The following is a 22,641-nucleotide window of genomic DNA, read 5'->3' on the forward strand; positions in this document are numbered from 1 at the left end:
GTCGCCGTCCAGCAGTCCCGTCAGGGCCGCGCGGCGCGGCCTACCACCCTCCCCGGATCCACCCATCAACGCCGAGGAGGGACCTCCCCGACTGATCGTCGACACTATGGAGGCGGTTTCACAGGGCGCAACGGACTTGACGATCTTCATACCGAGCCTTTGCTCTGCGCTGACCGGAGACGTCGGGCACCGACCCCAACTTGAGTCGTTCAAGTTTTCGTGATCAGGTGAGGGGTATGACCCCGTCACCCGCCTCCGCCGACGCCCTCCGGGGTGCCGGTCTGCGGGTCACACCCCCGCGGTTGGCCGTCCTCGACACGCTGCAGCGCCACCCACACCTCGAGGCGACGGACGTGGTGCGGCTCACGAGGGCGCAGCACCGGGGCGTGTCCGTCCAGGGCGTGTACGACGTGCTGCGCGTCCTCGCGTCCGCCCACCTGGTGCGCCGCATCCAGCCGGCGCACGCGGTGGCGCGCTACGAGCTCGACCTGGGGGACAACCACCACCACGTCGTGTGCCGCGGCTGCGAGGTGCTCGTCGACGTCCCGTGCGTGGTCGGGACGGCACCCTGCGTCGACACGGCCGGGGCGAGCGCCCTGGGGTTCGAGGTCGACGAGGCCGAGGTCATCTACTGGGGGCTGTGCCCCACGTGCCGCGACCGGGCGACCCACCAGACCACCGATGTCCCATCCACCCATCGCAAGGAGCAGGTATGACCTACCCCGGATACGTGAACGCCGAGCACTCCGGTGAGGGCCCCGAGCCCACCGGAGGCACCACCACCAACGGCGCGCCCCACGACTCCGACCGCAACAGCCTCTCGGTCGGGCCGAACGGCCCGCTCATGCTGCACGACGTCAGCCTCGTCGAGGCGCTGGCGCACTTCGACCGCGAGAAGGTCCCGGAGCGCCTGCCCCACGCCAAGGGCTCCGGCGCCTTCGGCACCTTCGAGACGACCGAGGACGTGTCCGCCTACACCAAGGCCGGCATCTTCCAGCAGGGTGCCAGCAGCGAGGTCATCACCCGGTTCTCCACCGTCGCCGGGGAGCAGGGCTCGCCGGACACCTGGCGGGACGTGCGGGGCTTCTCGGTGCGCCTCTACACCGACGAGGGCAACCTGGACATCGTCGGCAACAACACCCCGATCTTCTTCGTCCGCGACCCGCTGAAGTTCCCGAACTTCATCCGCTCCCAGCGGCGCACGCCGGACAGCGGGCTGCGCGACCCCAACATGCAGTGGGACTTCTGGACCGCCAACCCCGAGTCCTCGCACCAGGTGAGCTACGTCATGGGCGACCGCGGGCTGCCCAGGACGTGGCGCGAGATGAACGGCTACTCCTCGCACACCTACATGTGGGTCAACGAGCAGGGTGAGCGCTTCTGGGTGAAGTACCACTGGCACAGCGACCAGGGCGTCCACAACATCAGCAACGAGGAGGCGGACCGCCTCGCCGGTTCGGACGCCGACTACCACCGGCGTGACCTCTTCGAGGCGATCGACCGTGGGGACCACCCGAGCTGGACCCTGTTCGTGCAGGTCATGCCGTACGACGAGGCCAAGACCTACCGCTACAACCCGTTCGACCTCACCAAGGTGTGGCCGCACTCGGACTACCCGCTCGTCAAGGTGGGCCGGATGACGCTGAACCGCAACCCGGAGAACTGGTTCGCCCAGATCGAGCAGGTGGCGTTCTCGCCGTCCAACCAGGTGGTCGGCACCGGCGTCTCCCCCGACAAGATGCTGCTGGCCCGGGTGTTCTCCTACCCGGACGCCCAGCGTCACCGCATCGGTGCCAACTTCACCCACCTGCCGGTCAACCAGCCCAAGGTGCAGGTCAACGCCTACCAGTTCGACGGGCCGATGGCCTACCTGCACTCGGGGAGCCAGCCCACCTACGTCACCAACTCCTACGGTCGCCCCTGGTCGGACCGGACCGGCCCGGTGGAGAACGGCTGGGAGGCCGACGGCGAGCTGGTCCGCCAGGCCTACGACCTGCGTCAGGACGACAGCGACACCGGGCAGGCCGCCCTCCTGGTGGGCGAGGTCTACGACGACGCCCAGCGTGAGCGCCTCGCCCAGACGGTCGGCGGCATGATGGGCGCCTGCGACCCGATGATTCGCGAGCGGGTCTACGAGTACTGGCGGAACATCCACCAGGGCGTGGGTGAGCGGATCGAGCAGATCGCCGCCGAGGCCGAGGTCCGGGAGAGCGACGGCGGTACGCCGCAGGTCGAGTCCCTAGGCGAGTCCCGGTCGGACCTGGTCGGCAGCCACCGCTGAGCCGGCGGCGCGCCGACGCCGCCGATCGACCGGAGCGCCCCACCGCCGCACCGCGGCCGGTGGGGCGCTCCCGTGTGCCGGGATCCCTCCACGTGGCGCGTCGGCCGGCCCCTCATCAGGCCGTGCGCAGCCGGAACGCCACCGCGTCGATGCGCTCGCGCACCTCAGGCTCCAGCGCGATCCCCCGGCCCAGCCGCGCCACGACGCCCTCCAGCTCTCCCTGGGTGAGGCCCGGCCGCAGGGCGAGCGTCACGACCAGCTCGCCCCCCTCCCCGCCGAGGTCGTGCCCCCGCACGGCGTCCTCCTGCGCCACCACCGCCGCCACGGCGTGCGCGACGTGCTCGTCGCGGTGCGCCGCGGCCCAGGGGCGTCCGGTCGCGAGAGCGCGCACCATGCTCCCGGTGAGCGTCCAGGCCGCCGGCCCCGGGCTCGGCGGGAGGTCCAGCGGGACCACCTCGCACCCCTCCTGCAGCGCCGCCCGGGCCGCTCGCCGGGCGGTCACCGGCACGGGACGGGCGCTGGGGTCCCAGGCCTGCAGCGCCCGCGTGCTGGTGAAGGCCGGTAGCGCGCGCTGACCGTCCGGGGCGACCAGGGTGACCGAGGCCATGTCGCTGCGCGCGTCGACGGAGGTGCCCGAGCTGTCGTCGACCTCGGCGGCCACCGCCACGATCGGCACGAGCAGCCGGGCCCGGGCGACGGCGGCCACCACGTCGACCGCCTCGGCACCGACACCGCCGAGCAACCCCGCGAGGACCGCGTCCGCCTCACCGGTGTCGCCGTCGAAACCGGTGCCGGTCAGGGTGCGACCCGCCCACGGCACGCCGCCGGTGTCGGCGCCGTCCTGCGGGCGGTGCTGCGAGAAGCGGTGGGTCATCGGCAGGCCTCCAGCGCGTCGCGCAGGGTGAACGCCCCCTCGTGCAGCGCGGCTCCCAGCACCACCTCGTCCACCTCGGGGCAGTCGCGCAACGCGCGCAGGTCGGCCAGGCCGGCGACCCCGCCGGAGGCGGTCACCGGCGAGCCCACGAGCCGGGCGACCGAGCGGAAGAGGGTGACGTCGGCCCCCGTCCTCCGGCCGTCGCGAGACGCGTCCGCCACCAGCACGCGGGCCCGGCCCCCGCGCAGGACCGGGTGCCTCCCCACGACCTCGTGGACCGGGCCCAGCCGCAGCGACGTCCCCCGGGCGACGACCTCGCCGTCGCGCACGTCGACCGCGACCACCAGCCGCTCCCCCAGGCGCCCGGCCGCCTCCTCGACGAGGGCGGGGTCGGCCAGGGCCGAGCTGGCCAGGACCACGCGGAAGGCGCGGGTGCCCTCCGCCCAGGACAGGTCCTCCGCACCGGCGATGCCGCCGGAGAGCTGCACCGGGACGGGCAGCTCGTCGACCAGACCCGCCATGAGCTCGGGATCGCCGCCCCGCCCGAAGGCGCGGTCCAGGTCCACGAGGTGGAGCAGCCGGGCGCCTTCCCGCACCAGGGACCGGGCCACCTCCGCGGGCCGCGCCCCGGCGTCACCCCGGACCTGGGCCGCCCGGCCGGCCGCCACGTCCACCGCGGGGAGGAGGGTCAGGCCCTGCGTCACGAGAGCACGCCCAGCTCCCGGCGCAGACGGACCGAGTCACGGACGGCGTCCTGGAACCAGGCCACCTGCTGGGGGTCGGGCTCGGTGCGGACCGCCCCCGGGAGCCCGTCCGCGTGCGCGGGGTCCTCGACCAGGCGGGTGCCGGGCAGCCCGAGGGTGGCCATGACGGCCTGCAGCATGCGGGCCGGACGCACCCGGGTCTCGTGCAGCAGGTCCACGAGCTCGTCGCGGACGGCCGGGGCCGCACCTGCCAGACCGACGATCTCCGCGGGCCCGGCGAGCTCGAGGCCCGGCGGCCGCAGCAGGCCCTTCTCGGGCTCCCACACCACCCAGCGGACCCGACGACGTCGTCCCGGCTGGTGGAGGGTCACGAGGGCGCGCCCGTCCACCTCGAAGAACCCGAGTCCCGGGGCGGCCTTGGCCGACAGTGCCCGGCAGGCGCTGAGCAGCCCACCGTCGTCGTAGGGGGACCCGGCACGCGAGGGGCCGCGGGTGACCACCGCCACCCAGCCCGGCAGCGGGACCACGGTGACCGGGACGATGCTCGCGCGCACCCAGGCGTCGACCTCCTGCCGCGGGCCGGACGCGAGGACGAGACCCTGGGAGCGTCCGGACGTCGTCGCATCGTCGGGTCGGCTCACCCGGCCATCCTACGGACCGGCGGGTCCGGTCCCGTCCTCGCCACGGCGCTCCCGCGACGAACGCCCGAACGGGTCACGGCGGGGCGGGGGGAAGTGGCCGGCGTCGCGCGGCGGCGAGGCCACGCGGGGGCGGCCGAAGCCGTCGGTGCGCCGGTCCCGGGACGGTGCGTCCGGCCGGGTGCGGGAGGGAGACCCGCCGGCACGCCCCGGGGACGCCCCCTCGCCACCCGTGCGCGGAGGCCTGTTGCCGTAGAGCAGCCGCTCCACCACCTCGCGGGCGTGCCGGGCGGTCCGTCGCCAGTCCTGGGCCAGGGAGGCGCCGCTGCCCGGGCCGCGGCGCATGACTCGGGACATGCCCTCCGCGTCGCGCAGGTCGCTGGGCACGCTGTCGACCGGACGTCCCCGCCAGACGATGCCGGCGTCGCGCAGCTGGGAGGCGACGCACCAGGCCTGGACCAGCGGCTCCTGGTCCTGCTCCGACAGCAGACCGGCCTCCTCCGCCGCGCGGAGCGCGTCGATGGTGCTGGTCGTGCGCAGCCCGGGGTGGTCGTGGGCGTGCCGCAGCTGGAGCAGCTGGGCCACCCACTCCACGTCCGACAGCCCGCCCATGCCCAGCTTGAGGTGGGTCCGGGGGTCCGCGCCCCGGGGCAGCCGCTCGGCCTCCATCCGGGCCTTGAGCTTGCGGATCTCCCGGACCGCCGCGTCGTCGATCCCTCCGTCCGGCCACCGGAGCGGACGGACCATCTCGACGAAGGCCTCCCCGAGACCGGGGTCCCCGGCCACGGGTCGCGCCCGCAGCAGGGCCTGGGACTCCCAGCCGGCCGACCAGCGCTCGTAGTAGCTGCGGTACCCCTCCAGGCTGCGCACGAGCGGCCCGGCCCTGCCCTCGGGGCGCAGGCCCGCGTCCAGCTCGAGGACCGGGTCGGGGCCCGGCCCGGTGAGCCCCTTGCGCAGCTCGGTGACGATCTCGACCGCCTGCTCCGCGGCCAGCTCGGGCGAGGCCTCCGGGAGCGGGTCGTAGACGAACATGACGTCCGCGTCGCTGGCATAGCCGACCTCGCGGCCACCGAGGCGCCCCATCCCGACGAGGAGCAGCGCCGCGGCCGCGTCCTCCCCCCGCCGGGCCAGCACCCGGCGGGTCGCCACCCCGAGCGCCCCCTCGAGGTAGGCGTCGGTGAGGTCGCTCAGGGCCTGCCGCACCAGCGGACCCTCCCAGCCGGCCGCGAGGTCGCCCAGCACGATCCGCACCAGCTCCTTCGCGCGGACCGAGCGGACCGAGGCGAAGGCCTCCCCCGCGCTCTCCTGCCGGGTCGCGGCGGCGGTCATCCGGGCCACCAGGGCGTCCTTGTCGGGTGCCACCAGCTCGGCCTCGTCGCCGAGCAGCGCCACCGTCTCCGGGCTGCGGATGAGCAGGTCCACGGCATACCGGCTGGAGGAGAGCACCCGGGCCAGCCGCTGGGCGGCACTGCCCTCGTCGCGGAGCATCCCGAGGTACCAGTGCGTGGTGCCGAGGGCGTCGCTGATCCGGCGGAAGGCCAGCAGCCCGGCGTCGGGGTCGGCGCCGTCGGCGAACCAGGACAGCATCACCGGCAGCAGGTGGCGCTGGATGGTGGCCCGGCGGCTCACGCCCTCGGTCAGCGCCTCGAGGTGGCGCATCGCACCGGCCGGGTCGCGGAAGCCCAGCGCGGCCAGCCGCGCCCGGGCCGCCTCGGGCGAGAGCCGCGCCTCGTCGGACGACAGCCGGGCGACGGCCGACAGCAGCGGCCGGTAGAACAGTCGCTCGTGCAGGCGCCGGACCTCCCGGCGCACCCCCTTCCAGCGCTGCAGGACGGCCCGGTCGGCGTCGCCGCGATCCCCCAGGGAACGCCCGAGCCGCCGCAGGTCGGCCTCGGCGGTGGGCATGAGGTGGGTGCGCTTCATCCGGTGCAGCTGCACCCGGTGCTCCAGGCAGCGCAGCAGCCGGTACGCCTCGTCCAGCGCCTGGGCGTCCTCGCGCCCCACGTATCCCCCGTCGCGCAGGGCGGCCAGCGCCTCCAGCGTGGTCCGCGAGCGCAGGGCGGGGTCGGCCCGCCCGTGCACGAGCTGCAGCAGCTGGACGCTGAACTCGATGTCGCGCAACCCGCCCGGTCCCAGCTTGATCTGCCGGTCGACCTCGTCCCGGCGGACGTGCTGCTCGACCCGGCGGCGCATCGACTGCACCTCGTCGACGAAGTTCTCGCGGCCCGCCGCCTCCCACACCATGGGCTCGACGAGCTCGAGCCAGCGTCGGCCGAGGTCCCCGTCCCCGGCGACGACCCGGGCCTTGAGCAGCGCCTGGAACTCCCAGGTCTTGGCCCAGCGCTGGTAGTACTCCCGGTGCGAGTCCAGGGAGCGCACGAGCGGACCGTTCTTGCCCTCCGGCCGCAGCGCGGCGTCCACCTGCCACAGGGCACCCTCGGCGGTGGACTCCCCGCAGATGCGCATCACCGCCGTGGCGAGCCGCCCACCGACCGCGAGCGCCGTGGACTCCGGGGCACCCGACCGCGGGGCGGCCAGGAAGATGACGTCGACGTCGGAGATGTAGTTGAGCTCTCGTCCCCCGGTCTTGCCCATGGCGACGACCGTCAGGGCGCACGTCTGCTCGTCCTCGACCTCGGCGCGGGCCAGCAGGAGCGCCCCCTCCAGCGCTGCCGAGGCGAGGTCGGCCAGGGCCCCGCCGACGGCGGGCAAGAGCGCCACGGGCTCCGGCGAGGTGAGGTCGGCGGTCGCGACCCGCAGCAGCTGGCACCGGTAGGCCACCCGCAGGGCGTCCATCCCGGCGCGCCCCCGCTGCCCGCGCACCGCCTCGACGATGCTCCACGGCTCCGGGGAGAGCCCCTCCGCGACGTCGCGCACGTGCTCGGGGTGCCGCAGGAGGGTCTCGCCCAGCGCGGCCGAGCCCCCCAGCAGCGACAGCAGCCGGCGGCGCGGCTCCCCACCCGCTCGCACGACCGGCAGGGCGAGCTCGTCGCAGCGCCGCCCGTCGGCGCCCGTCGACCGGGGGTCGAGCAGGCGCACCAGCAGGAGCAGGGCAGCGTCGGGGTCGGCGCCCGCCCCCAGGTCCGCGACCAGGGCCGTGACGTCCACCTCCGGCTCGGCGTCCGGACCGCCCAGCCTCTCGAGGACCTCCTCCAGCAGGCGGCCGGCCCGCCCGCTGTCCTGGAAGCCGCCCCGGGCGAGCCGGGCCGCCCCCAGCCGTTCCCCCCCGGGACGCCCACCGCCCCGGGGCCGACCCTCGGCGGCGGCGTCGGCGTCGGCGTCGTCCGAGCGGGTGCTGTCCGGTGGTGGCACGGCATACCCTCCGGTCACAGGTGCAGCAGGTAGCGGTCCAGCTCGAACTGCGTGACCTGGGAGCGGTAGTCGCCCCACTCCTGCCACTTGTTGCGCAGGTAGAAGTCGAAGACCTGCTCGCCCAGCACCTCGGCCGCCAGCTCCGAGCCCTCCATCACCGCGACCGCCTCGCCGAGGCTCTGCGGCAGCGGGTCGATGCCCATGGCCCGGCGCTCGGCGTCGGTGAGCACCCAGACGTCGTCCTCGGCCTCCGGCGGCAGGTCGTAGCCCTCCTTGATCCCCCGCAGCCCGGAGGCCAGCACGAGGGCGTAGGTGAGGTAGGGGTTGCAGGCCGCGTCGATCGAGCGCACCTCGACCCGTCGGGAGTGACCGCGACCGACGGAGTACATCGGCACGCGGGCCAGGGCGGAGCGGTTGTTGTGCCCCCAGCAGACGTGCGCCGGGGCCTCGCCACCGCCCCACAGCCGCTTGTAGGAGTTGACCCACTGGTTGGTGACGGCGCAGATCTCCCGGCTGTGGGCCAGGACGCCCGCCATGAAGCGGCGACCGGTCTGGGAGAGCTCGTAGTCGGCGCCCGGCTCGTAGAAGGCGTTGCTGTCCCCCTCGAAGAGGGAGACGTGGGTGTGCATGCCCGACCCGGGGTGCTGGGCCAGCGGCTTGGGCATGAAGGTCGCGAACGCCTTCTCGTGCAGCGCCACCTCCCGGACCACCGTGCGGAAGGTCATGATGTTGTCCGCCATCGACAGGGCGTCGGCGTAGCGCAGGTCGATCTCCTGCTGGCCGGGTCCGCCCTCGTGGTGGCTGAACTCCACGGAGATGCCCATCTGCTCCAGCATCTCGATCGCCCCGCGGCGGAAGTCGTGCCCGTCGCCGCGCGCGACGTGGTCGAAGTAGCCCGCTTGGTCCACCGGGGTGGGCCCGACGGTGCGGTCGTAGGGCTCCTTGAAGAGGTAGAACTCGATCTCGGGGTGGGTGTAGAAGGTGAACCCCTGCTCGCCGGCCCGGTCCAGGGTCCGGCGCAGGATGTTGCGCGAGTCGGTCGCGGCCGGCGTCCCGTCGGGCATGTTGATGTCGCAGAACATCCGGGCGGTGCGGTCGCGCCAGGGCAGCACCTGGAAGGTGTCGGCGTCGGGCTGGACGATCATGTCGGCCTCGTAGACCCGGGTGAAGCCCTCGATGACGCTGCCGTCGATGCCGATGCCCTCGGTGAAGGCCTGCTCCAGCTCGGCCGGGGCCACCGCCACCGACTTCAAGGTGCCCATGAGGTCGGTGAACCAGAGCCGGACGAACCGGATGTCCCTCTCCTCGATGGTGCGGAGGACATACTCCTGCTGGCGGTTCATGACCTCATCCTGCCCCATCGGCGAGGTCCGCCGTGGCCCGGGCGTAGTCCGTGGCGAGCGCGCTCAGGTCGGCGCGGTAGTCCGCGATGCGGCAGCCCAGACCGTTGGGCTTGACCCGGATCCCCTCCTCGTCCCAGTGCGGCCGGGCCCGGGCCAGCAGGTCGCCCTGGAAGTCGCCCGCGTGGCTGGTCACCCGCCACCAGGTGACGTTGTCGCCCCAGTGCCGCAGGATCGAGCCGACCTGGCGCGGACCGATGCCGACGAGCGCGGCGAGGTCGCCGTAGCTCACCACCCGCCCCGGGGGCACCTGCTCGACCGCGCGCAGCACCCGCTCGACCAGCACCTCGTCCACCCGGGGCAGGCTACCGGGGCCGGGGGTGTCGGGGACGAGGCATACCCTGAGCGACATGAGCGAACTCACGGTCGGGTATGCCGCGATGCTGGAGCAGTTCCACCCCTCCGAGGCGGTGGCGCTCACCGCCGCGGCCGAGGAGCACGGCTTCTCCGGCTGCATGGCCGCCGACCACTTCGCGCCGTGGGTGCCCTCGCAGGGGCAGTCGGCCTTCGTGTGGAACGTCCTCACCGCCGTCGGGGAGCGCACCACCGGGGACCTCGGCCCCGGTGTCGTCTGCCCCAGCTTCCGCTGGCACCCGGCCGTCGTGGCGCAGGCCGCCGCCACCCTGGAGGCGATGTATGCCGGGCGCACCTGGCTCGGGGTCGGCGCGGGCGAGGCGCTCAACGAGCACGTGCTCGGCGGCTACTGGCCGGAGGCCGGGGAGCGCTCGCGCCGGATGTTCGAGGCCGTCGACCTCATCACGCAGCTCTTCGAGGCGTCGGTGGCCGGCAAGGACACGAAGTTCGCCGGTGAGTTCTTCCGGATGGAGACGACGCGGCTGTGGACCATGCCGGACGCGCCGCCGCCGATCCTCGTCGCCACGGCCGGGCCGGTCAACGCGAAGAAGACCGGACGGCACGCGGACGGGATCATCACCGTCGGCGCCCCGCCCGAGAAGATCGAGATGCTGCTGGGGAAGTTCGCCGAGGGCGCCCGGGAGGCGGGCAAGGACCCGGACACCATGCCCAAGGTCCTGCAGCTGCACCTGTCCTGGGCGCCGACCGACGAGGAGGCCCTCGACAACGCGGTCCGCGAGTGGCCCAACGGCGGGATGAAGTTCGGCAAGGCCGACATCCGCTCACCGCACGACTTCGCCGCCATGGCCCAGCTCGTCCGGCCCGAGGACTTCGAGGGCCGGATGGTCATCTCCTCCGACCCGGACGTGCACCGCGAGCACATCCAGAGCCTGCTCGACCTCGGCTTCGACCGGGTCTACCTGCACAACGTCGGGCGCAACCAGCAGGAGTGGCTCGAGGTCTTCGGCCGCGAGGTGCTGCCCCGGCTGCACCGCTGAGCCCGGCGGCCGGTCACCGGGGGCGTGCCGGTCGGTCAGTCCCGGTCGTTGAACGGGTTGTTGTCCCAGTCGTCGTTCTCGCGCTCGGCCTCGTCCCAGCGCTCGGTCTTCTCCCGGGCGATCTCGAGGGCGCGGGAGGCCTCGTCCTCGCTGCCGTAGGGACCGAGCAGGTCGGCGCTGCGGGCGCGCTTGTCGTCGACCTCGGACTCCACCTGGCCGGTCTTCGTGTTGTACCAGTACTGCATGCGTACCTCCGTCTGGTCTCGGCTCCGTACCCCGGTCGTGGCCCACGACAGGGCACCTAGACTGGACCCTATGCCCACCCTCGCCCCGATCGCCCCCGGACGCGTCAGCCCCCGCCTGCCGGTGCCCGCCTCCATCGACCGCCCGGAGTACGTCGACCGGCCGGCCCCGGCGCCGTTCCGCGGCTCGGAGGTCAAGGACGCGGAGACCATCGCGGCGATGCGGCGCGCCGGACGGCTGGCGGCCCAGGCGCTGGCGCTGTGCGGCGAGATGGTGCGCCCCGGGGTGACCACCGACGCCATCGACCGGGCGGGGCACGAGTTCCTGCTCGACCACGGGGCCTACCCCTCCACCCTGGGCTACCGAGGGTTCCCCAAGTCGTTGTGCACCTCGGTCAACGAGGTCATCTGCCACGGCATCCCCGACGACCGGGAGCTGCGCGAGGGCGACATCTGCAACATCGACATCACGGCCTACGTCGGCGGGGTGCACGGCGACAACAACGCGACCTTCCTCTGCGGAGAGGTGGCCGAGGAGACCCGGCTGCTCGTCGAGCGCACCCGGGAGGCGCTGGAGCGGGCCATCCGGGCCGCCCGCCCGGGGCGCGAGGTCAATGTCATCGGCCGGGTCATCGAGAGCTACGCCAGCCGGTTCGGCTACGGCGTCGTCCGCGACTACACGGGGCACGGCGTCGGTGAGGCCTTCCACTCCGGGCTGGTCATCCCCCACTACGACGCCGCCCCGGACTACGACACCCTCATCGAGCCCGGCATGACCTTCACCATCGAGCCCATGCTCAACCTCGGCACGCCGGAGTGGACGGAGTGGGAGGACGGCTGGACGATCCTCACCGCGGACGGGCGGCCCTCGGCACAGTTCGAGCACACCCTGCTCATCACCGACGACGGCGCCGAGATCCTCACCCTCCCCTGACCCCGGGGCCGGTCCGCGACCCGCGCCGACCCGACGCACGGCATACTCGGGGGTCCGTCACCACGTGGGAGGAAGCATGGGCAAGAAGCACGACGTCCTGGGCGTCGACATCGGCGGCAGCGGCATCAAGGGGGCACCGGTCGACCTCGATGCCGGCGAGTTCGCCACCGACCGCCAGCGCATCCCGACGCCGGAGGAGTCGACGCCGGACGCCGTGGCGGAGGTGGTCGCCGAGATCGTCGAGAAGTTCGAGGGCGACCTCGACAAGCACGCCCCGCTCGGCATCACCGTGCCGGCCGTGGTCCACCACGGCACCGTCCGCACGGCCGCCAACATCGACCCGTCCTGGATCGGCACCGACGCCGACCACCTCTTCGGCAGGGCCGTGGGCCGCCGGGTGCACGTCATGAACGACGCCGACGCGGCCGGGGTCGCGGAGATGCACTACGGCGCCGGCCGCGGCAACGACGGCGTCGTCCTGCTCACCACCCTGGGCACCGGGATCGGCACCGCGCTCTTCATGGGCGGCGAGCTGCTGCCGAACACCGAGCTGGGCCACCTGGAGCTGGACGGCCACGACGCCGAGACCCGCGCCGCGAGCAGCGCGCGGGAGGAGGAGGACCTCTCCTGGGAGGAGTGGGCCGAGCGGCTGCAGCGCTACTACTCCCACGTCGAGGACCTGCTGTGGCCCGACCTCATCATCGTGGGCGGGGGCGTGTCGAAGAAGGCGGACAAGTACCTCCCCCTCCTGCACACCCGGGCCCCCATCGTGCCCGCCATGCTCAAGAACGACGCTGGCATCATCGGCGCGGCCTGGCAGGCCAAGCACCTGGGCTGAGCCGGGCCACGGGGTATGCCGCGCCCGGCGCGGCGTCCCTCGTCCGGGTCGTCAGCCGTCGTCCGGGTCGTCAGCCGTCGTCCGGGTCGTCAGCCGTCGTCCGGGTCGTCAGCCGTCGTCCTCGTCGAGGGGGCTGGTGGTTGACATGCCGGACGAGGGTCCATACCGCCAGCCGACGTTGTCCACAGATTCCGGTCGCGCGCCTCCGACCCAGCCGCGGACCTGCCAGCCTGACGGTCATGAAACCGGCCCTGGAGGGCTTCCTCCACACCCACCACTTCGCCATCACCACCGCCGAGGCCGCCTCCATCGGCATCTCGCGGGAGGTGCTCCGGCTGCTCGTGGCCCGCAAGGTCCTGACCCGGGTGGGCAGAGGCGCCTACGTGCAGACCAGCGCGCTGGAGCGCGAGCCCTACGACGCCGGTCGGCATGTGCTCCGGGTCCACGCGCTCGTGCGCAGCCGACCCGAGGACTGGGCCGCCAGCCACCTGTCGGCGGCGTTGCTGTGGGGGCTGCCGGTCCCGCAGGTGCCCCTCGAGCGTCTGCACGTGTGCCATGCACGCCCGGTCGGTACCAGCCGCCGGCGCTCCGACTACAGCGTGCACCTGTGCCCCGGCGAGGAGCGGATCACCAGGGTCGAGGGCCTGCCGGTCGTCGCTGCCGCGACGGCGGTGGTCGGCACCGCGCTGCAGGTGCCGCACGGGCCGGCCGTGGCGGCGATGGACGCCGCCCTGCACCGCGGGTTGGTCTCCCCCGACGACCTCGTGGAACAGCTCCACGCGTGGGCGCACGTCCCCGAGGTCGTGGGAGCCAGGCTGGCCGTCGCGCGGGCCGACGGCCGCAGCGAGTCCCCGGGTGAGTCGCTCCTGAGGCTGATCCTCCTCGACCTGGGTCTCACCGTCATCCCGCAGTACGTGGTCCGCGACGGCGACGTCGTCGTGGCTCGGGTGGATCTCTACCTGCCCGAGCTGGGGGTGGTCCTGGAGTTCGACGGGCGGCTGAAGTACGCCGGGCAGGACGGCAGGCAGGCCCTGGCGGCCGAGAAGCACCGGGAGGACCGGATCAGGTCGCTCGGCTACGGGGTCGGACGGCTCACGTGGGAGTGCCTCACCCAGCCCGCCGTGGTGTCCGGGGTGGTCGCGCGGGCCGCTCGGAGCGCCCACCCGCACCTCATCGCCACCCGGGCCTCGTGAGGCCACGGCGCCGGGCGTCCGGTCGGCGGGGCTGTCCGTCAGCCGGGAGGTCGACCTTCGTCCTGGTGGTCAGCTGTCGTCCTCCTCGACGGGGCCGAAGGTTGACCCGGAGGACGAGGGATGACGAACCGGCGTCCAGAGAGCGGACGGGGGCTGACCGCTCACCAGGAGGTGTGCCGGGGGCGCCCCTCGTCGTAGCCGGCGGCACCCTGCAGGCCCACGACGGCGCGGGTGTGGAACTCACCGATGGTGCGGGCCCCGGCGTAGGTGAACGCGGAGCGCACCCCGGAGACGATCTGGTCGACGAGGTCCTCCACCCCGGGCCGGGCCGGGTCGACGAACATCCGGCCCGAGGAGATGCCCTCCTCGAAGAGGGCGGCCCGGGCCCGGTCGAAGGCCGACATCTCCCGGGTGCGGTGGCGGACCGCTCGCGCGGACGCCATACCGAAGGACTCCTTGTAGAGCCGGCCGTCGGCGTCCCGGATGAGGTCGCCGGGCGACTCCAGGGTCCCGGCGAACCAGGACCCCACCATGACGGACCCGGCTCCGGCCGCGAGGGCCAGGGCGACGTCCCGGGGGTACTTCACCCCGCCGTCGGCCCAGACGTGGGCGCCGACCTCGCGGGCGGCGTCGGAGCACTCGAGCACCGCCGAGAACTGCGGCCGCCCCACGCCGGTCATCATCCGGGTCGTGCACATGGCCCCGGGCCCGACGCCGACCTTGACGATGTCGGCTCCCGCCTCGACCAGCTCCAGGGTGCCGGTGCGGGAGACCACGTTGCCGGCCGCGACGGCCACCCGGACACCGGTCGCCGCCTCGTGCTCGTCGCGCGCCCGGACCACGGCCGGGAGGACGTCGATCATCTTGTCCTGGTGGCCGTGGGCGGTGTCGACGACGAGGACGTCCGCGCCGGCGTCCAGCAGCTCGCTCGCCCGACCGGCGACGTCACCGTTGATGCCGACGGCGGCCCCGACCCGCAGCCGGCCCGTGGCGTCCAGGGCGGGCGTGTAGATCCCCGACCGGACGATCCCGGTGCGCGTCAGCACGCCGGCCAGGCGCCCGGCGACGACCACGGGGGCCATCCCGGCGCGCGTCTCCTCCAGCAGGTCGAAGGCCGCGCGCGGTTCGACGCCCTCCTCGAGCACCACCCGCGGCGGCTGCATGACGTCCCGGACCGAGGAGAACCGGTCGACGCCCTCGGTGTCGGACTCCAGCACGATGCCGACCGGCGAGCCGTCCTCGACGACGACCGCGGCCTGGTGCGCCCGCTTGGACATGACCGAGAGCAGCTGGGCGACGGGCGCGCCGGGCTCGATGGTGATGGGAGTCTCGTAGAGCGGGTGGCTGTCCTTCACCGCGCCGATGGTCGCGCGCACCTGCGGCAGCGGGATGTCCTGCGGCAGGACCGCGATGCCACCCCGGCGGGCCACGGTCTCGGCCATGCGCCGCCCGGCGACCGCCGTCATGTTGGCGACCACGAGCGGCAGCGTGGTGCCCGTGCCGTCGGAGGTGGACAGGTCGACGTCCAGCCGGGAGGTCACCGACGAGCGGGACGGCACCATGAAGACGTCGTTGTAGGTCAGGTCGTGCACCGGCTCGGTGCCGTTGAGGAACTCCACGAGGAGCAAGGCTACGTGGCCACTCCTAGGGTGGCGGTATGCAGATCACCCACCTCGGACACGCCTGCCTCCTCGTCGAGGCCGCCGGCCAGCGCATCCTCCTCGACCCGGGGGTGTTCTCCTCGGTCGAGGACGTCACCGACCTCACCGCCGTGGTGGTGACCCACCAGCACCCCGACCACCTGGACCCGGAGCGCACCGGACCCCTCCTGGCGGCCAACCCGGACGCCCGGGTGCTCATGGAGGCGCAGACGGCCCGGTCGGTCGCCGAGTCCGGGTATGCCGACCGCGTCGAGACCCTGGCGGCCGGCGGGGCGGTGGAGCTCGGCTCCACCGGGTCGTCGGGCCGGGTGACGCTGACCGGGGTCGGTGAGCGGCACGCCGACATCCACCCCTACGTGCCGCGGATCGGCAACACCGGCGTCGTGGTCCGGGCCGACGGCGAGCCGGTGCTCTACCACCCCGGTGACGCGCTGGACGGCGACCCCGGACCCGTCGACCTGCTCGGCGTGCCGGTGAGCGCGCCGTGGGGCAAGGTCGCCGAGGCCATCGCCTTCGTGCGCCGGATCGCCCCCGCCCAGGGGGTCGTCCCGATCCACGACGGCCTGCTCAACGACCGCGGCCGAGGGATGTACCTGCAGCACATCGGGGACTTCGGGGCGGACGGCGGGGTCCCGGTCCACGACCTGCGCGGAGCCGGCGCCACGACCTTCTGACGCACCGGACGCGCGGTCAGACCGCTCCGGACGCCTCGTCAGCCCACTCCGGACGCGCGGTCAGCCCACTCCGGACGCGCCGTCAGCCGATCCCGGCCGCGCCGAAGGCCAGCCCCAGCAGGTAGGTGACGACGGCGGCCCCGTAGCCGATGAGCAGCTGACGCACGCCCCGGCCCAGGGGGGAGGCGCCCGACAGCACCCCCACCACGCCACCGGTCACCAGCAGGGCGATCCCCACGGCGAGCATGGCGACCCCGGCCGCGGCATACCCGGTCAGCCCGAGCAGGTAGGGCAGCACCGGGATGAGTGCTCCGGAGGCGAAGAACCCGAAGCTGGCCAGCGCCGCCCCCCAGGGGTTGAGCACGGCGTCCTGCTCGTCCGCGTCGGTCGCGGCGACCGGCACGGCGTCGCGCGGCGCCGAACCGGCCACCTGCACCTGTCCCAGGACGCTCGCGGCACGCGACCGCGCCTGGTCCCGGTCCAGGCCCCGGGCCCGGTAGACCAGCTCGAGCTCGTTGGCCTGCAGGTCGAGGGCGCCGAGGGCGGCCTGGGTGCCCTGGGCGGGCTGGGAGGCGGCCAGCAGCTCGCGCGCGGACCGCACCGAGATGTACTCACCGGCCCCCATGGACAACGCTCCCGCGAGCAGGCCCGCCATGCCCGCCGCCAGGACCACCGCGCCCGACACACCGGTGCCGGCCATCCCCATGATGAGCGCCAGGTTGGACACCAGCCCGTCGTTCGCGCCGAAGACGGCCGCCCGGAAGTTGCCGGACAGCTGCAGCCGGCCGCGCGCCGCCAGACCCCGCAGGACCTCCTCGTGGACCTGCTCGTCGGCCGCCATGGAGGAGGCCGCGTCGGTCTCGCCGGCGTACTGGTTGTCCGACTTGGACCGCTGGAGCAGCGCGAGCACGAAGACCATGCCGAAGCGCCGGGCCAGCCAGGTCTGCAGCCGGTGGGCGATCGTGGGGTGGGGTGCCGGGTGCGCCCGCTCCCCCAACAGCCTCTCCCAGTGCTCGGCGTGCCGTTGCTCGGCGTCGGCCAGCCCGGTGAGGATCGCCCGCTCCTCGCCCTGGCGGCGGGCCGCGAGGTCACGGAAGGCACGCATGTTGGCGTGCTCGTCAGCCAGATGGCGCCGCCAGCGGCGCAGGTCGGCCGGGGTGGGTTGGGTCGTCGTCACGTGGGTGGAGTCTACGGCGTGGCTCCCGGACCGCTATCCTGGCGGGCGTGGATGAGTCGGCCAGGCGGCCGCGTCGGGCACCTCCGGGTGACCCGCCGAGGAACGTCCGGGCTCCACAGGGCAAGGTGGTGGCCAACAGCCACCCGGGGTGACCCGCGGGACAGTGCCACAGAGAACAGACCGCCCGCCGCCTCGGCGGTGGGTCAGGGTGAAACGGTGGTGTAAGAGACCACCAGCACGTCAGGTGACTGGCGTGGCTCGGTAAACCCCACCTGGAGCAAGACCAGACAGTGCGCGACCGAGGGCTGCCCGCCCGAGCGCACGGGTAGGTCGCTGGAGGTGCGCGGCAACGCGCACCCGAGATGGATGGTCGCCACCCTCGCCGTGCCGGTGACGGCGCGAGGGGACAGAACCCGGCGTACCGGCCGGCTCATCCACCCCCACCGGGTGGCTCAGAGGTGCAGCGCGCCCGTCGCCAGGTCGACGAGGACGAAGATCGCCGTCACCGCCAGCAGTCCGAGGATGAAGGCGGTCAACCCGCCGCCGAAGCTGCCCCGTCGGGTGCTGGCCGGGGTGGTCTGCTTGCTGTCCGTCATACCCTGATCCTGTCACACCCCGCGGGCGTCGAGGAGCGCGGCGACGCGGCTCGCCACGCCGTCCTCGTCGTTGCTGGGCACCACCTCGTCGGCGAGCGCCAGGACCTGCGGGTGCGCGTTGGCGACGGCGTGGGAGCGCCCGGCCCACTCCAGCATCGGTATGTCGTTGAGCATGTCCCCGAACGCCCACACCTCGTGCGGCGCCACGGGTGGGTCCTGCTCGGCGCACCAGGTCAGGAGCGCGAGCGCCTTGGTGACGCCCCGGCCGGTGACCTCCCCCAGCTGCACCGCCCCGGAGTTCGCCACCTCCGCGCGCTCTCCCACGACCTCCTTGACCCGGGCGCTGATCTGCTCGGTGGACCAGTCGAGGTGCCGCACGAGGATCTTGCCGGCCGGCTCCTGGGCCAGCTGCCCGATGTCGCCGACCAGCCACTGCCCGTCGGTGCGGTCGTTGGCCCGGTGGAAGTGCGGCTCGCGGGCGAAACCGCGCACCGACTCGGTGGCCAGCGCCGCCCCGGGCAGCGCCTCCTTGAGCTCGGCCAGCAGCGTGCCCACGAGCTCGGTGGGCATGAGCCGGTGAGCGATGATCTCGCGCCGCGACACGTCGTAGGTGAAGGCGCCGTTGCCGCACAGCGCCACCGCCTCGACCCCGAGGTCCCCGAGCTCGTCCATCCACCGGGGCGGGCGGGCGGTGACGAGCACCACGCGGACACCGGCGGACGCGCAACGGTCCAGCACCGCGCGGGTGCGCTCGGACACCGTGCCGTCCGAGCGCAGCAGCGTGCCGTCGCAGTCGGAAGCGACGACCCGCACCCCGTCGGGTCCGGGCGGCGAGGCCTTCACGCCTCCTGCCCCACGAGGCGCAGGTCGACCTCGCCCGCCAGGACGTCGGCCCGCTCCACCCGCACCGTGACGGCGCTGCCCAGCCGGGCGCTGCCGCTCGCGACGTCGCTGACCGGCGGGTCGAGGAGCTGCACCTGCACCCGGTCGCCGTTGACGCCGTCGACGACGACCGCCTCGAAGTCCTCGCCCACGCGGTCGTGGAGCACGGCCGCCTCGACCGCCGCGAGGCAGGCCCGGTCCACGGCCCGGGCCCGCCGACCGGTCTCCTCCATGACGGCGGGCAACCCCGGGAGGGCCTCGCGGGCCCAGGCGGGCACCTCACCCCCGGAGCAGAGCGCCTCGCACACCGCCAGCCCGAACCGGTCGACCAGACGGCGCAACGGCGCCGTCACGTGCGCGTAGGGCGCGGCCACCGCGGCCTGGACCCGGTCCTCCTCCGGCGGCAGCTCGCCGTCGAAGGCGGTGTAGCCCGCACCCCGGAACAGAAACGTGGCCGCGTTGACGATCGCCAGGTGCCGGGTGTCGGCCCGGTCGAGGGTGCGGAGGAACTCGCCGTACGGCATACCCTCCGGCCAGTGGGCGCCGAGCGCCTCGACCTCCCGGCGGAAGCGCGCCACCGCCCCCTCCCCCGGCTCGGGCATGGTCCGCAGGATGCCGACCCCGCCCTCGAGCATCATCCGGGCGGCGACCATCCCGGTGAGCAGCGAGATCTGGGCGTTCCAGTCCTCGGCGGCCAGCAGCGGGCGCAGCCGCAGCGTGTAGTCGCACCCCTCCTCGTCACCGGTCCCCACCTCCTGCTCCGGCATCGGCAGGCTCGCGCCACCCCGGGCGATCTCGCGGGCCGCGCGCAGCTCGCCCACCTCCCGGAGCAGCAGCAGCGTCTCCTCCGCCTCCCCGCCGTCGACCAGCCGCTGCACCTCCTCGTAGGTATAGCGGCGCCGGGACCGCACCATGGCCCGGTAGACCTCGGCGGTGTCCCGCGTGCCGTCGGCGGTGAGCCTGATGTCCCAGACGTATGCCGGTCGCACGGCGTCGGGGAGCAGGCTCGCCGCCTCCTCGCTCAGGGCCGGGGGGTGCAGGGGCACGCGCCTGTCCGGGCAGTAGATCGTCTGCCCGCGCAGCCGCGTCTCCGCGTCGAGCGCGCCCCCCTCGGCGAGGAAGGCCGGGACGTCGGCGATGGCGTAGCGGACCCGGAAGCCGGACCCGTCGCGCTCCAGGTGCATGGCCTGGTCGAGGTCCATGGAACCCGGCGGGTCGACGGTGACGAGCTCCACGCCCGTCTCGTCGCGTCCGGGCAGGTCCGGGGCGGCGACCCCCTGCTCGACCTCGGCCAGTGCCGCCTCCGGGAAGGTCTGGCGCACCTCGAGGTCGTCCCGGACCTGCTGGAACGCCTGGGCCAGCAGCCGTCCGGTCTCGGACGCGGTCGGGTCGCAGGCCAGGCTCGTCGCACGCTCCACCATGACGCCCACCCTACGTCGGGGCACCGACACCTGACCTACGCTGACGCGGTGCTCATCCTGCTCCCCCCGTCCGAGTCCAAGCAGACCCGCACCCGTGGCTCGGCGCTGCGACCGGAGTCCCTCTCCGCCCCCGCGCTCACGCCGGCACGGGACCGCGTGGCCACGGCGCTGGCGCAGGTCAGTGGGCGCCCGGACGCCGCGAGGACGCTCGGGGTGAGCCCGAACCTCACGGCCGAGATCGCCAGGAACACCCGGTTGCGCACCGCCCCCACGCTGCCGGCCCGCGAGCTCTACTCGGGCGTGCTCTACGACGCCCTCGACCTGCCCTCCCTGGACCCCGGCGCGGCGCGGCGGGCCAGCTCCCGGCTGCGGGTCGTCTCCGCGCTCTACGGCGTCGTGCGGATGACCGACCGGCTCGCGCCCTACCGCCTGTCGATGGGCGTCAACCTCCCCGGCGTCGGGCCGCTCGCAGGGTTCTGGAGGGAGCACCTGGACCCGGTGCTCACCGGGGCGGCCGGGCGCGGGCTGGTCGTGGACTGCCGCTCCAGCACGTACGCCGCGGCCTGGACCCCGGCCGCGACCTCCGACGTGGCCCGGCGCTGGGTGCACGTGCGGGTGCCCGGCGCCACGCACATGGCCAAGCACACCCGGGGGCTGGTCGCACGGGCGCTCTGCCAGGACGCGGCGGACCTGAGGACCCCGTCGGCCCTGGTCGGGCTGCTCGGCGGCGCCTTCGACGTCGAGCTGCACGAGCCGCGACGACCCGGCTCGCCGTGGGTCCTGGACGCCCTCCCCTCCTGACCGCCCTCACGCCGGGCGGCGCGCGACGACGCTCAGCGCCACCGGCACCTGCGAGCGCCAGGGCTCGGGCAGCACCCAGTCCTCGCCCTCGGGCGTCATCGCGGGGTGCGCGGGCCAGGGCAGGTCCTGGTGCTCGCCGACGTGCTCGAGCGTGAGCCCGGCGCCCAGCAGCGCCCCCAGGATCTCGCCGACCGGGTGCGGCCACTCGACGTTGCGCGGCTGGGAGATCGGCGCGCTGTCGCCGTCGGTGTAGGTCGAGCCGTCGGCGTAGGTGAAGCCCTCGCCCTGCGGCAGTGGGAAGTAGGTGTAGGCCGGGGTCATCGTGGAGGCATCGGTGTCCCCCATGACGTTGATCATGGGGTGGCTGTCGCGCAGCAGGACGGTGCCGCCCGGCCGCAGCAGCGCGGCGACCTGGGCGCCCCAGGTGGCGAGGTCCTGCAGCCAGCAGAGGGTCCCGATCGAGGTGTGCACGTGGTCGAAGGTCGCGCCCACGGCGCCCGCCGCGTCCATGACGTTGGCCTCGACGTAGCGGATGTCCGCCCCGGCGCGCTCCGCGAGGTCGCGGGCGACCCGCAGGGACGCCGGCGACAGGTCGACCCCGGTGCAGCGGGCCCCCCTCCGCGCCAGCCCGAGGGTGTCGGTCCCCAGGTGGCACTGCAGGTGGCAGACGTCCAGCCCGTCCAGACGGGGTATGCCGTCACCCCCGTCCCGCAGCGCCTCCGGCAGGTGCGGGGCGAGGATCTGCAGGTCGCGGCGGACGACCGCGCCCACCCGGCCGGGGTCGGCGACCCAGCCCTCCAGGTCGTAGTGGGCGCTGGCCGCGTGCACCTGCGCCCGGCCGTCCCAGTTGTCCCGGTTGAGGGCATACCCCTCCTCCGGGGCCACCCGGGCCCGCTCCATGGGGGTGAGGTCCTCGGGCACCGCGCTCATGGCCCCGACCCTAGGCCAGACCGCGCAGGTGGTGGGTGTCGTTGACGAAGGTCACCTGCACCCCGCCGTCGGGCCACATCTCGACGACGCTGAGCGAGGCCGGGCCGGTCGCGATGCTCCAGCCACGGTCGTGCCCCACCCCCAGCACCCGGCACAGGACCGACATGATGGCCACCCGGTGGGTGGCCACGACGACCGTGCCGCCCCGCGCGACCGCCCGCTCCAGGGCCGCACCGATTCGGGCGTCGAGGTCCCGACGGGACTCCCCGCCGGGGCGGGCGTAGTCCAGGTCGGTGCGCAGCCGGGCCAGCTCCTCGGGCTCCCGCGCCGCGAGCTCGGGCATGGCCTGCCCGTCCCAGTCGCCGAAGCCCTGCTCGTCCCAGTCCCGGTCCTCCTCACGCTCGACCCCGAGGCGGTCGGCGAGCAGCTGCCCGGTCTCCCGCGCCCTGGCCAGGGACGAGGAGACGACGCGGACCGGCGCGGGCGTGGCACGGGTCAGGAGCTCGGCGACGGCCCCCGAGGCGGCCCGTGCCTGCGCCCGGCCGGTGGCGTTGAGCGCCGGGTCGGCACCACCCCGTCCGTCCATCCGGCGTGTCTGCGTGAAGTCGGTGACGCCGTGGCGCACGAGCACCAGGCGGGTGCTGCCCTCGAGGACGGGCAGCGTCTCGTCGGACAGGTAGGTCTCGGCCGGGTCCTCGACCGCCCGGTCCCCGAGCTCCTCGGGCACGGGC

22 protein-coding genes and 1 other RNA gene are annotated in these 22,641 nt (G+C 74.2%); 9 read left to right on the plus strand and 14 right to left on the minus strand.

From position 1 onward, the window contains the following. Positions 1 to 236 precede the first annotated feature (236 nt). Positions 237 to 716, plus strand: coding sequence for a Fur family transcriptional regulator (locus AVL62_RS14335; protein ID WP_058892347.1), 480 nt, complete (start codon positions 237 to 239; stop codon positions 714 to 716). Further along, entirely contained in the window at positions 713 to 2,281 is a 1,569-nt protein-coding gene (locus AVL62_RS14340) for a catalase (RefSeq protein ID WP_083518983.1), read from the plus strand. The genes AVL62_RS14335 and AVL62_RS14340 overlap by 4 nt, the downstream gene beginning before the upstream one ends. A gap of 115 nt (positions 2,282 to 2,396) precedes the next feature. Here AVL62_RS14340 and AVL62_RS14345 read toward each other — a convergent pair whose 3' ends face one another. Genes AVL62_RS14345 through AVL62_RS14370 form a run of 6 tightly spaced genes read right to left on the minus strand, consistent with a single transcriptional unit; the run spans position 2,397 to position 9,504 of the window. Then, a complete protein-coding gene (locus tag AVL62_RS14345; protein WP_058892348.1) occupies positions 2,397 to 3,155 on the minus strand; it encodes an SseB family protein in 759 nt (252 codons plus the stop codon). Then, complete coding sequence (locus AVL62_RS14350) at positions 3,152 to 3,859, minus strand: HisA/HisF-related TIM barrel protein (RefSeq protein WP_058892349.1); 708 nt, start codon at positions 3,857 to 3,859, stop codon at positions 3,152 to 3,154. The genes AVL62_RS14345 and AVL62_RS14350 overlap by 4 nt, the downstream gene beginning before the upstream one ends. After that, positions 3,856 to 4,500, minus strand: a complete 645-nt coding sequence (locus AVL62_RS14355) for a hypothetical protein (protein ID WP_058892350.1) — start codon at positions 4,498 to 4,500, stop codon at positions 3,856 to 3,858. Before AVL62_RS14355 ends, AVL62_RS14350 begins: the two co-directional genes overlap by 4 nt. A gap of 9 nt (positions 4,501 to 4,509) precedes the next feature. Then, the gene (locus tag AVL62_RS14360; RefSeq protein ID WP_419177495.1) at positions 4,510 to 7,827 is read right to left on the minus strand and encodes a bifunctional [glutamine synthetase] adenylyltransferase/[glutamine synthetase]-adenylyl-L-tyrosine phosphorylase; all 3,318 of its coding nucleotides are present in this window, start codon (positions 7,825 to 7,827) and stop codon (positions 4,510 to 4,512) included. Next, the gene (locus AVL62_RS14365) at positions 7,824 to 9,152 is read right to left on the minus strand and encodes a glutamine synthetase family protein (protein WP_058892351.1); all 1,329 of its coding nucleotides are present in this window, start codon (positions 9,150 to 9,152) and stop codon (positions 7,824 to 7,826) included. The genes AVL62_RS14360 and AVL62_RS14365 overlap by 4 nt, the downstream gene beginning before the upstream one ends. A 4-nt stretch (positions 9,153 to 9,156) precedes the next feature. Further along, positions 9,157 to 9,504: an MGMT family protein gene (locus AVL62_RS14370; RefSeq protein WP_058892352.1), complete on the minus strand. Its 348-nt coding sequence runs from the start codon at positions 9,502 to 9,504 to the stop codon at positions 9,157 to 9,159. A 55-nt stretch (positions 9,505 to 9,559) separates the two neighbouring features. On the opposite strand from AVL62_RS14370, the gene AVL62_RS14375 reads away from it, so the two are divergent. Next, positions 9,560 to 10,561, plus strand: a complete 1,002-nt coding sequence (locus AVL62_RS14375; RefSeq protein WP_058892353.1) for a TIGR03557 family F420-dependent LLM class oxidoreductase — start codon at positions 9,560 to 9,562, stop codon at positions 10,559 to 10,561. A 35-nt stretch (positions 10,562 to 10,596) separates the two neighbouring features. On the opposite strand, the gene AVL62_RS14380 is transcribed toward AVL62_RS14375, so the two are convergent. Further along, positions 10,597 to 10,806, minus strand: coding sequence for a hypothetical protein (locus AVL62_RS14380; RefSeq protein ID WP_058892354.1), 210 nt, complete (start codon positions 10,804 to 10,806; stop codon positions 10,597 to 10,599). A gap of 70 nt (positions 10,807 to 10,876) precedes the next feature. On the opposite strand from AVL62_RS14380, the gene map reads away from it, so the two are divergent. From map to AVL62_RS14395, 3 genes are all read left to right on the plus strand, one after another. Then, positions 10,877 to 11,737, plus strand: coding sequence for a type I methionyl aminopeptidase (gene map, locus AVL62_RS14385; RefSeq protein ID WP_058892355.1), 861 nt, complete (start codon positions 10,877 to 10,879; stop codon positions 11,735 to 11,737). Between the two features lie 76 nt (positions 11,738 to 11,813). Next, positions 11,814 to 12,575, plus strand: a complete 762-nt coding sequence (gene ppgK / locus AVL62_RS14390; RefSeq protein ID WP_058892356.1) for a polyphosphate--glucose phosphotransferase — start codon at positions 11,814 to 11,816, stop codon at positions 12,573 to 12,575. A 239-nt stretch (positions 12,576 to 12,814) separates the two neighbouring features. Then, entirely contained in the window at positions 12,815 to 13,768 is a 954-nt protein-coding gene (locus tag AVL62_RS14395; protein WP_058892357.1) for a type IV toxin-antitoxin system AbiEi family antitoxin domain-containing protein, read from the plus strand. 161 nt (positions 13,769 to 13,929) lie between these two features. Here the strand turns inward: AVL62_RS14395 and AVL62_RS14400 are convergent, their stop codons facing one another. After that, positions 13,930 to 15,387 carry a GuaB1 family IMP dehydrogenase-related protein gene (locus tag AVL62_RS14400; protein ID WP_058892358.1) on the minus strand — a complete coding sequence of 486 codons (1,458 nt, stop codon included), beginning with the start codon at positions 15,385 to 15,387 and terminating at the stop codon, positions 13,930 to 13,932. Positions 15,388 to 15,425: 38 nt separating this feature from the next. Between AVL62_RS14400 and AVL62_RS14405 the strand changes: the two genes are divergently transcribed. Beyond that, the gene (locus tag AVL62_RS14405) at positions 15,426 to 16,103 is read left to right on the plus strand and encodes an MBL fold metallo-hydrolase (protein WP_058892359.1); all 678 of its coding nucleotides are present in this window, start codon (positions 15,426 to 15,428) and stop codon (positions 16,101 to 16,103) included. Positions 16,104 to 16,185: 82 nt separating this feature from the next. On the opposite strand, the gene AVL62_RS14410 is transcribed toward AVL62_RS14405, so the two are convergent. Then, positions 16,186 to 17,280 carry a VIT1/CCC1 transporter family protein gene (locus AVL62_RS14410; RefSeq protein ID WP_058892360.1) on the minus strand — a complete coding sequence of 365 codons (1,095 nt, stop codon included), beginning with the start codon at positions 17,278 to 17,280 and terminating at the stop codon, positions 16,186 to 16,188. Positions 17,281 to 17,332: 52 nt separating this feature from the next. Here AVL62_RS14410 and rnpB point away from each other — a divergent pair. After that, positions 17,333 to 17,717: RNase P RNA component class A (gene rnpB, locus AVL62_RS15615), an RNA gene on the plus strand. Positions 17,718 to 17,732: 15 nt separating this feature from the next. Here rnpB and AVL62_RS17365 read toward each other — a convergent pair. From AVL62_RS17365 to AVL62_RS14420, 3 genes are read right to left on the minus strand one after another with little or no spacing between them, the layout of a single operon-like run. Beyond that, positions 17,733 to 17,876: a hypothetical protein gene (locus AVL62_RS17365; RefSeq protein WP_161937894.1), complete on the minus strand. Its 144-nt coding sequence runs from the start codon at positions 17,874 to 17,876 to the stop codon at positions 17,733 to 17,735. 12 nt (positions 17,877 to 17,888) lie between these two features. Next, positions 17,889 to 18,719, minus strand: coding sequence for an HAD family hydrolase (locus AVL62_RS14415; RefSeq protein ID WP_058892361.1), 831 nt, complete (start codon positions 18,717 to 18,719; stop codon positions 17,889 to 17,891). After that, entirely contained in the window at positions 18,716 to 20,179 is a 1,464-nt protein-coding gene (locus AVL62_RS14420; protein ID WP_058892548.1) for an RNB domain-containing ribonuclease, read from the minus strand. The genes AVL62_RS14415 and AVL62_RS14420 overlap by 4 nt, the downstream gene beginning before the upstream one ends. Positions 20,180 to 20,227: 48 nt before the next feature. Between AVL62_RS14420 and AVL62_RS14425 the strand changes: the two genes are divergently transcribed. After that, positions 20,228 to 20,980, plus strand: a complete 753-nt coding sequence (locus AVL62_RS14425; protein WP_058892362.1) for a YaaA family protein — start codon at positions 20,228 to 20,230, stop codon at positions 20,978 to 20,980. Positions 20,981 to 20,986: 6 nt separating this feature from the next. On the opposite strand, the gene AVL62_RS14430 is transcribed toward AVL62_RS14425, so the two are convergent. Beyond that, a complete protein-coding gene (locus AVL62_RS14430; RefSeq protein ID WP_062946267.1) occupies positions 20,987 to 21,910 on the minus strand; it encodes a class I SAM-dependent methyltransferase in 924 nt (307 codons plus the stop codon). Between the two features lie 10 nt (positions 21,911 to 21,920). Next, positions 21,921 to 22,637: a histidine phosphatase family protein gene (locus AVL62_RS14435; protein WP_161937895.1), complete on the minus strand. Its 717-nt coding sequence runs from the start codon at positions 22,635 to 22,637 to the stop codon at positions 21,921 to 21,923. Positions 22,638 to 22,641: the final 4 nt, after the last annotated feature.

It is taken from the genome of Serinicoccus chungangensis, assembly GCF_001483745.1.
Lineage (GTDB): Bacteria > Actinomycetota > Actinomycetes > Actinomycetales > Dermatophilaceae > Ornithinicoccus > Ornithinicoccus chungangensis_A.

What these genes read in the sequence shown, in the direction of transcription:
- AVL62_RS14380 (WP_058892354.1), bottom strand. Translation starts at nt 10,806, where the DNA reads ATGCAGTACTGGTACAACACGAAGACCGGCCAGGTGGAGTCCGAGGTC.
- AVL62_RS14405 (WP_058892359.1), top strand. Translation starts at nt 15,426, where the DNA reads ATGCAGATCACCCACCTCGGACACGCCTGCCTCCTCGTCGAGGCCGCC.
- AVL62_RS14365 (WP_058892351.1), bottom strand. Translation starts at nt 9,152, where the DNA reads ATGAACCGCCAGCAGGAGTATGTCCTCCGCACCATCGAGGAGAGGGAC.
- AVL62_RS14335 (WP_058892347.1), top strand. Translation starts at nt 237, where the DNA reads ATGACCCCGTCACCCGCCTCCGCCGACGCCCTCCGGGGTGCCGGTCTG.
- AVL62_RS14340 (WP_083518983.1), top strand. Translation starts at nt 713, where the DNA reads ATGACCTACCCCGGATACGTGAACGCCGAGCACTCCGGTGAGGGCCCC.
- AVL62_RS14420 (WP_058892548.1), bottom strand. Translation starts at nt 20,179, where the DNA reads ATGGTGGAGCGTGCGACGAGCCTGGCCTGCGACCCGACCGCGTCCGAG.
- AVL62_RS14430 (WP_062946267.1), bottom strand. Translation starts at nt 21,910, where the DNA reads ATGAGCGCGGTGCCCGAGGACCTCACCCCCATGGAGCGGGCCCGGGTG.
- map (WP_058892355.1), top strand. Translation starts at nt 10,877, where the DNA reads ATGCCCACCCTCGCCCCGATCGCCCCCGGACGCGTCAGCCCCCGCCTG.
- ppgK (WP_058892356.1), top strand. Translation starts at nt 11,814, where the DNA reads ATGGGCAAGAAGCACGACGTCCTGGGCGTCGACATCGGCGGCAGCGGC.
- AVL62_RS14395 (WP_058892357.1), top strand. Translation starts at nt 12,815, where the DNA reads ATGAAACCGGCCCTGGAGGGCTTCCTCCACACCCACCACTTCGCCATC.
- AVL62_RS14375 (WP_058892353.1), top strand. Translation starts at nt 9,560, where the DNA reads ATGAGCGAACTCACGGTCGGGTATGCCGCGATGCTGGAGCAGTTCCAC.
- AVL62_RS14345 (WP_058892348.1), bottom strand. Translation starts at nt 3,155, where the DNA reads ATGACCCACCGCTTCTCGCAGCACCGCCCGCAGGACGGCGCCGACACC.
- AVL62_RS17365 (WP_161937894.1), bottom strand. Translation starts at nt 17,876, where the DNA reads ATGACGGACAGCAAGCAGACCACCCCGGCCAGCACCCGACGGGGCAGC.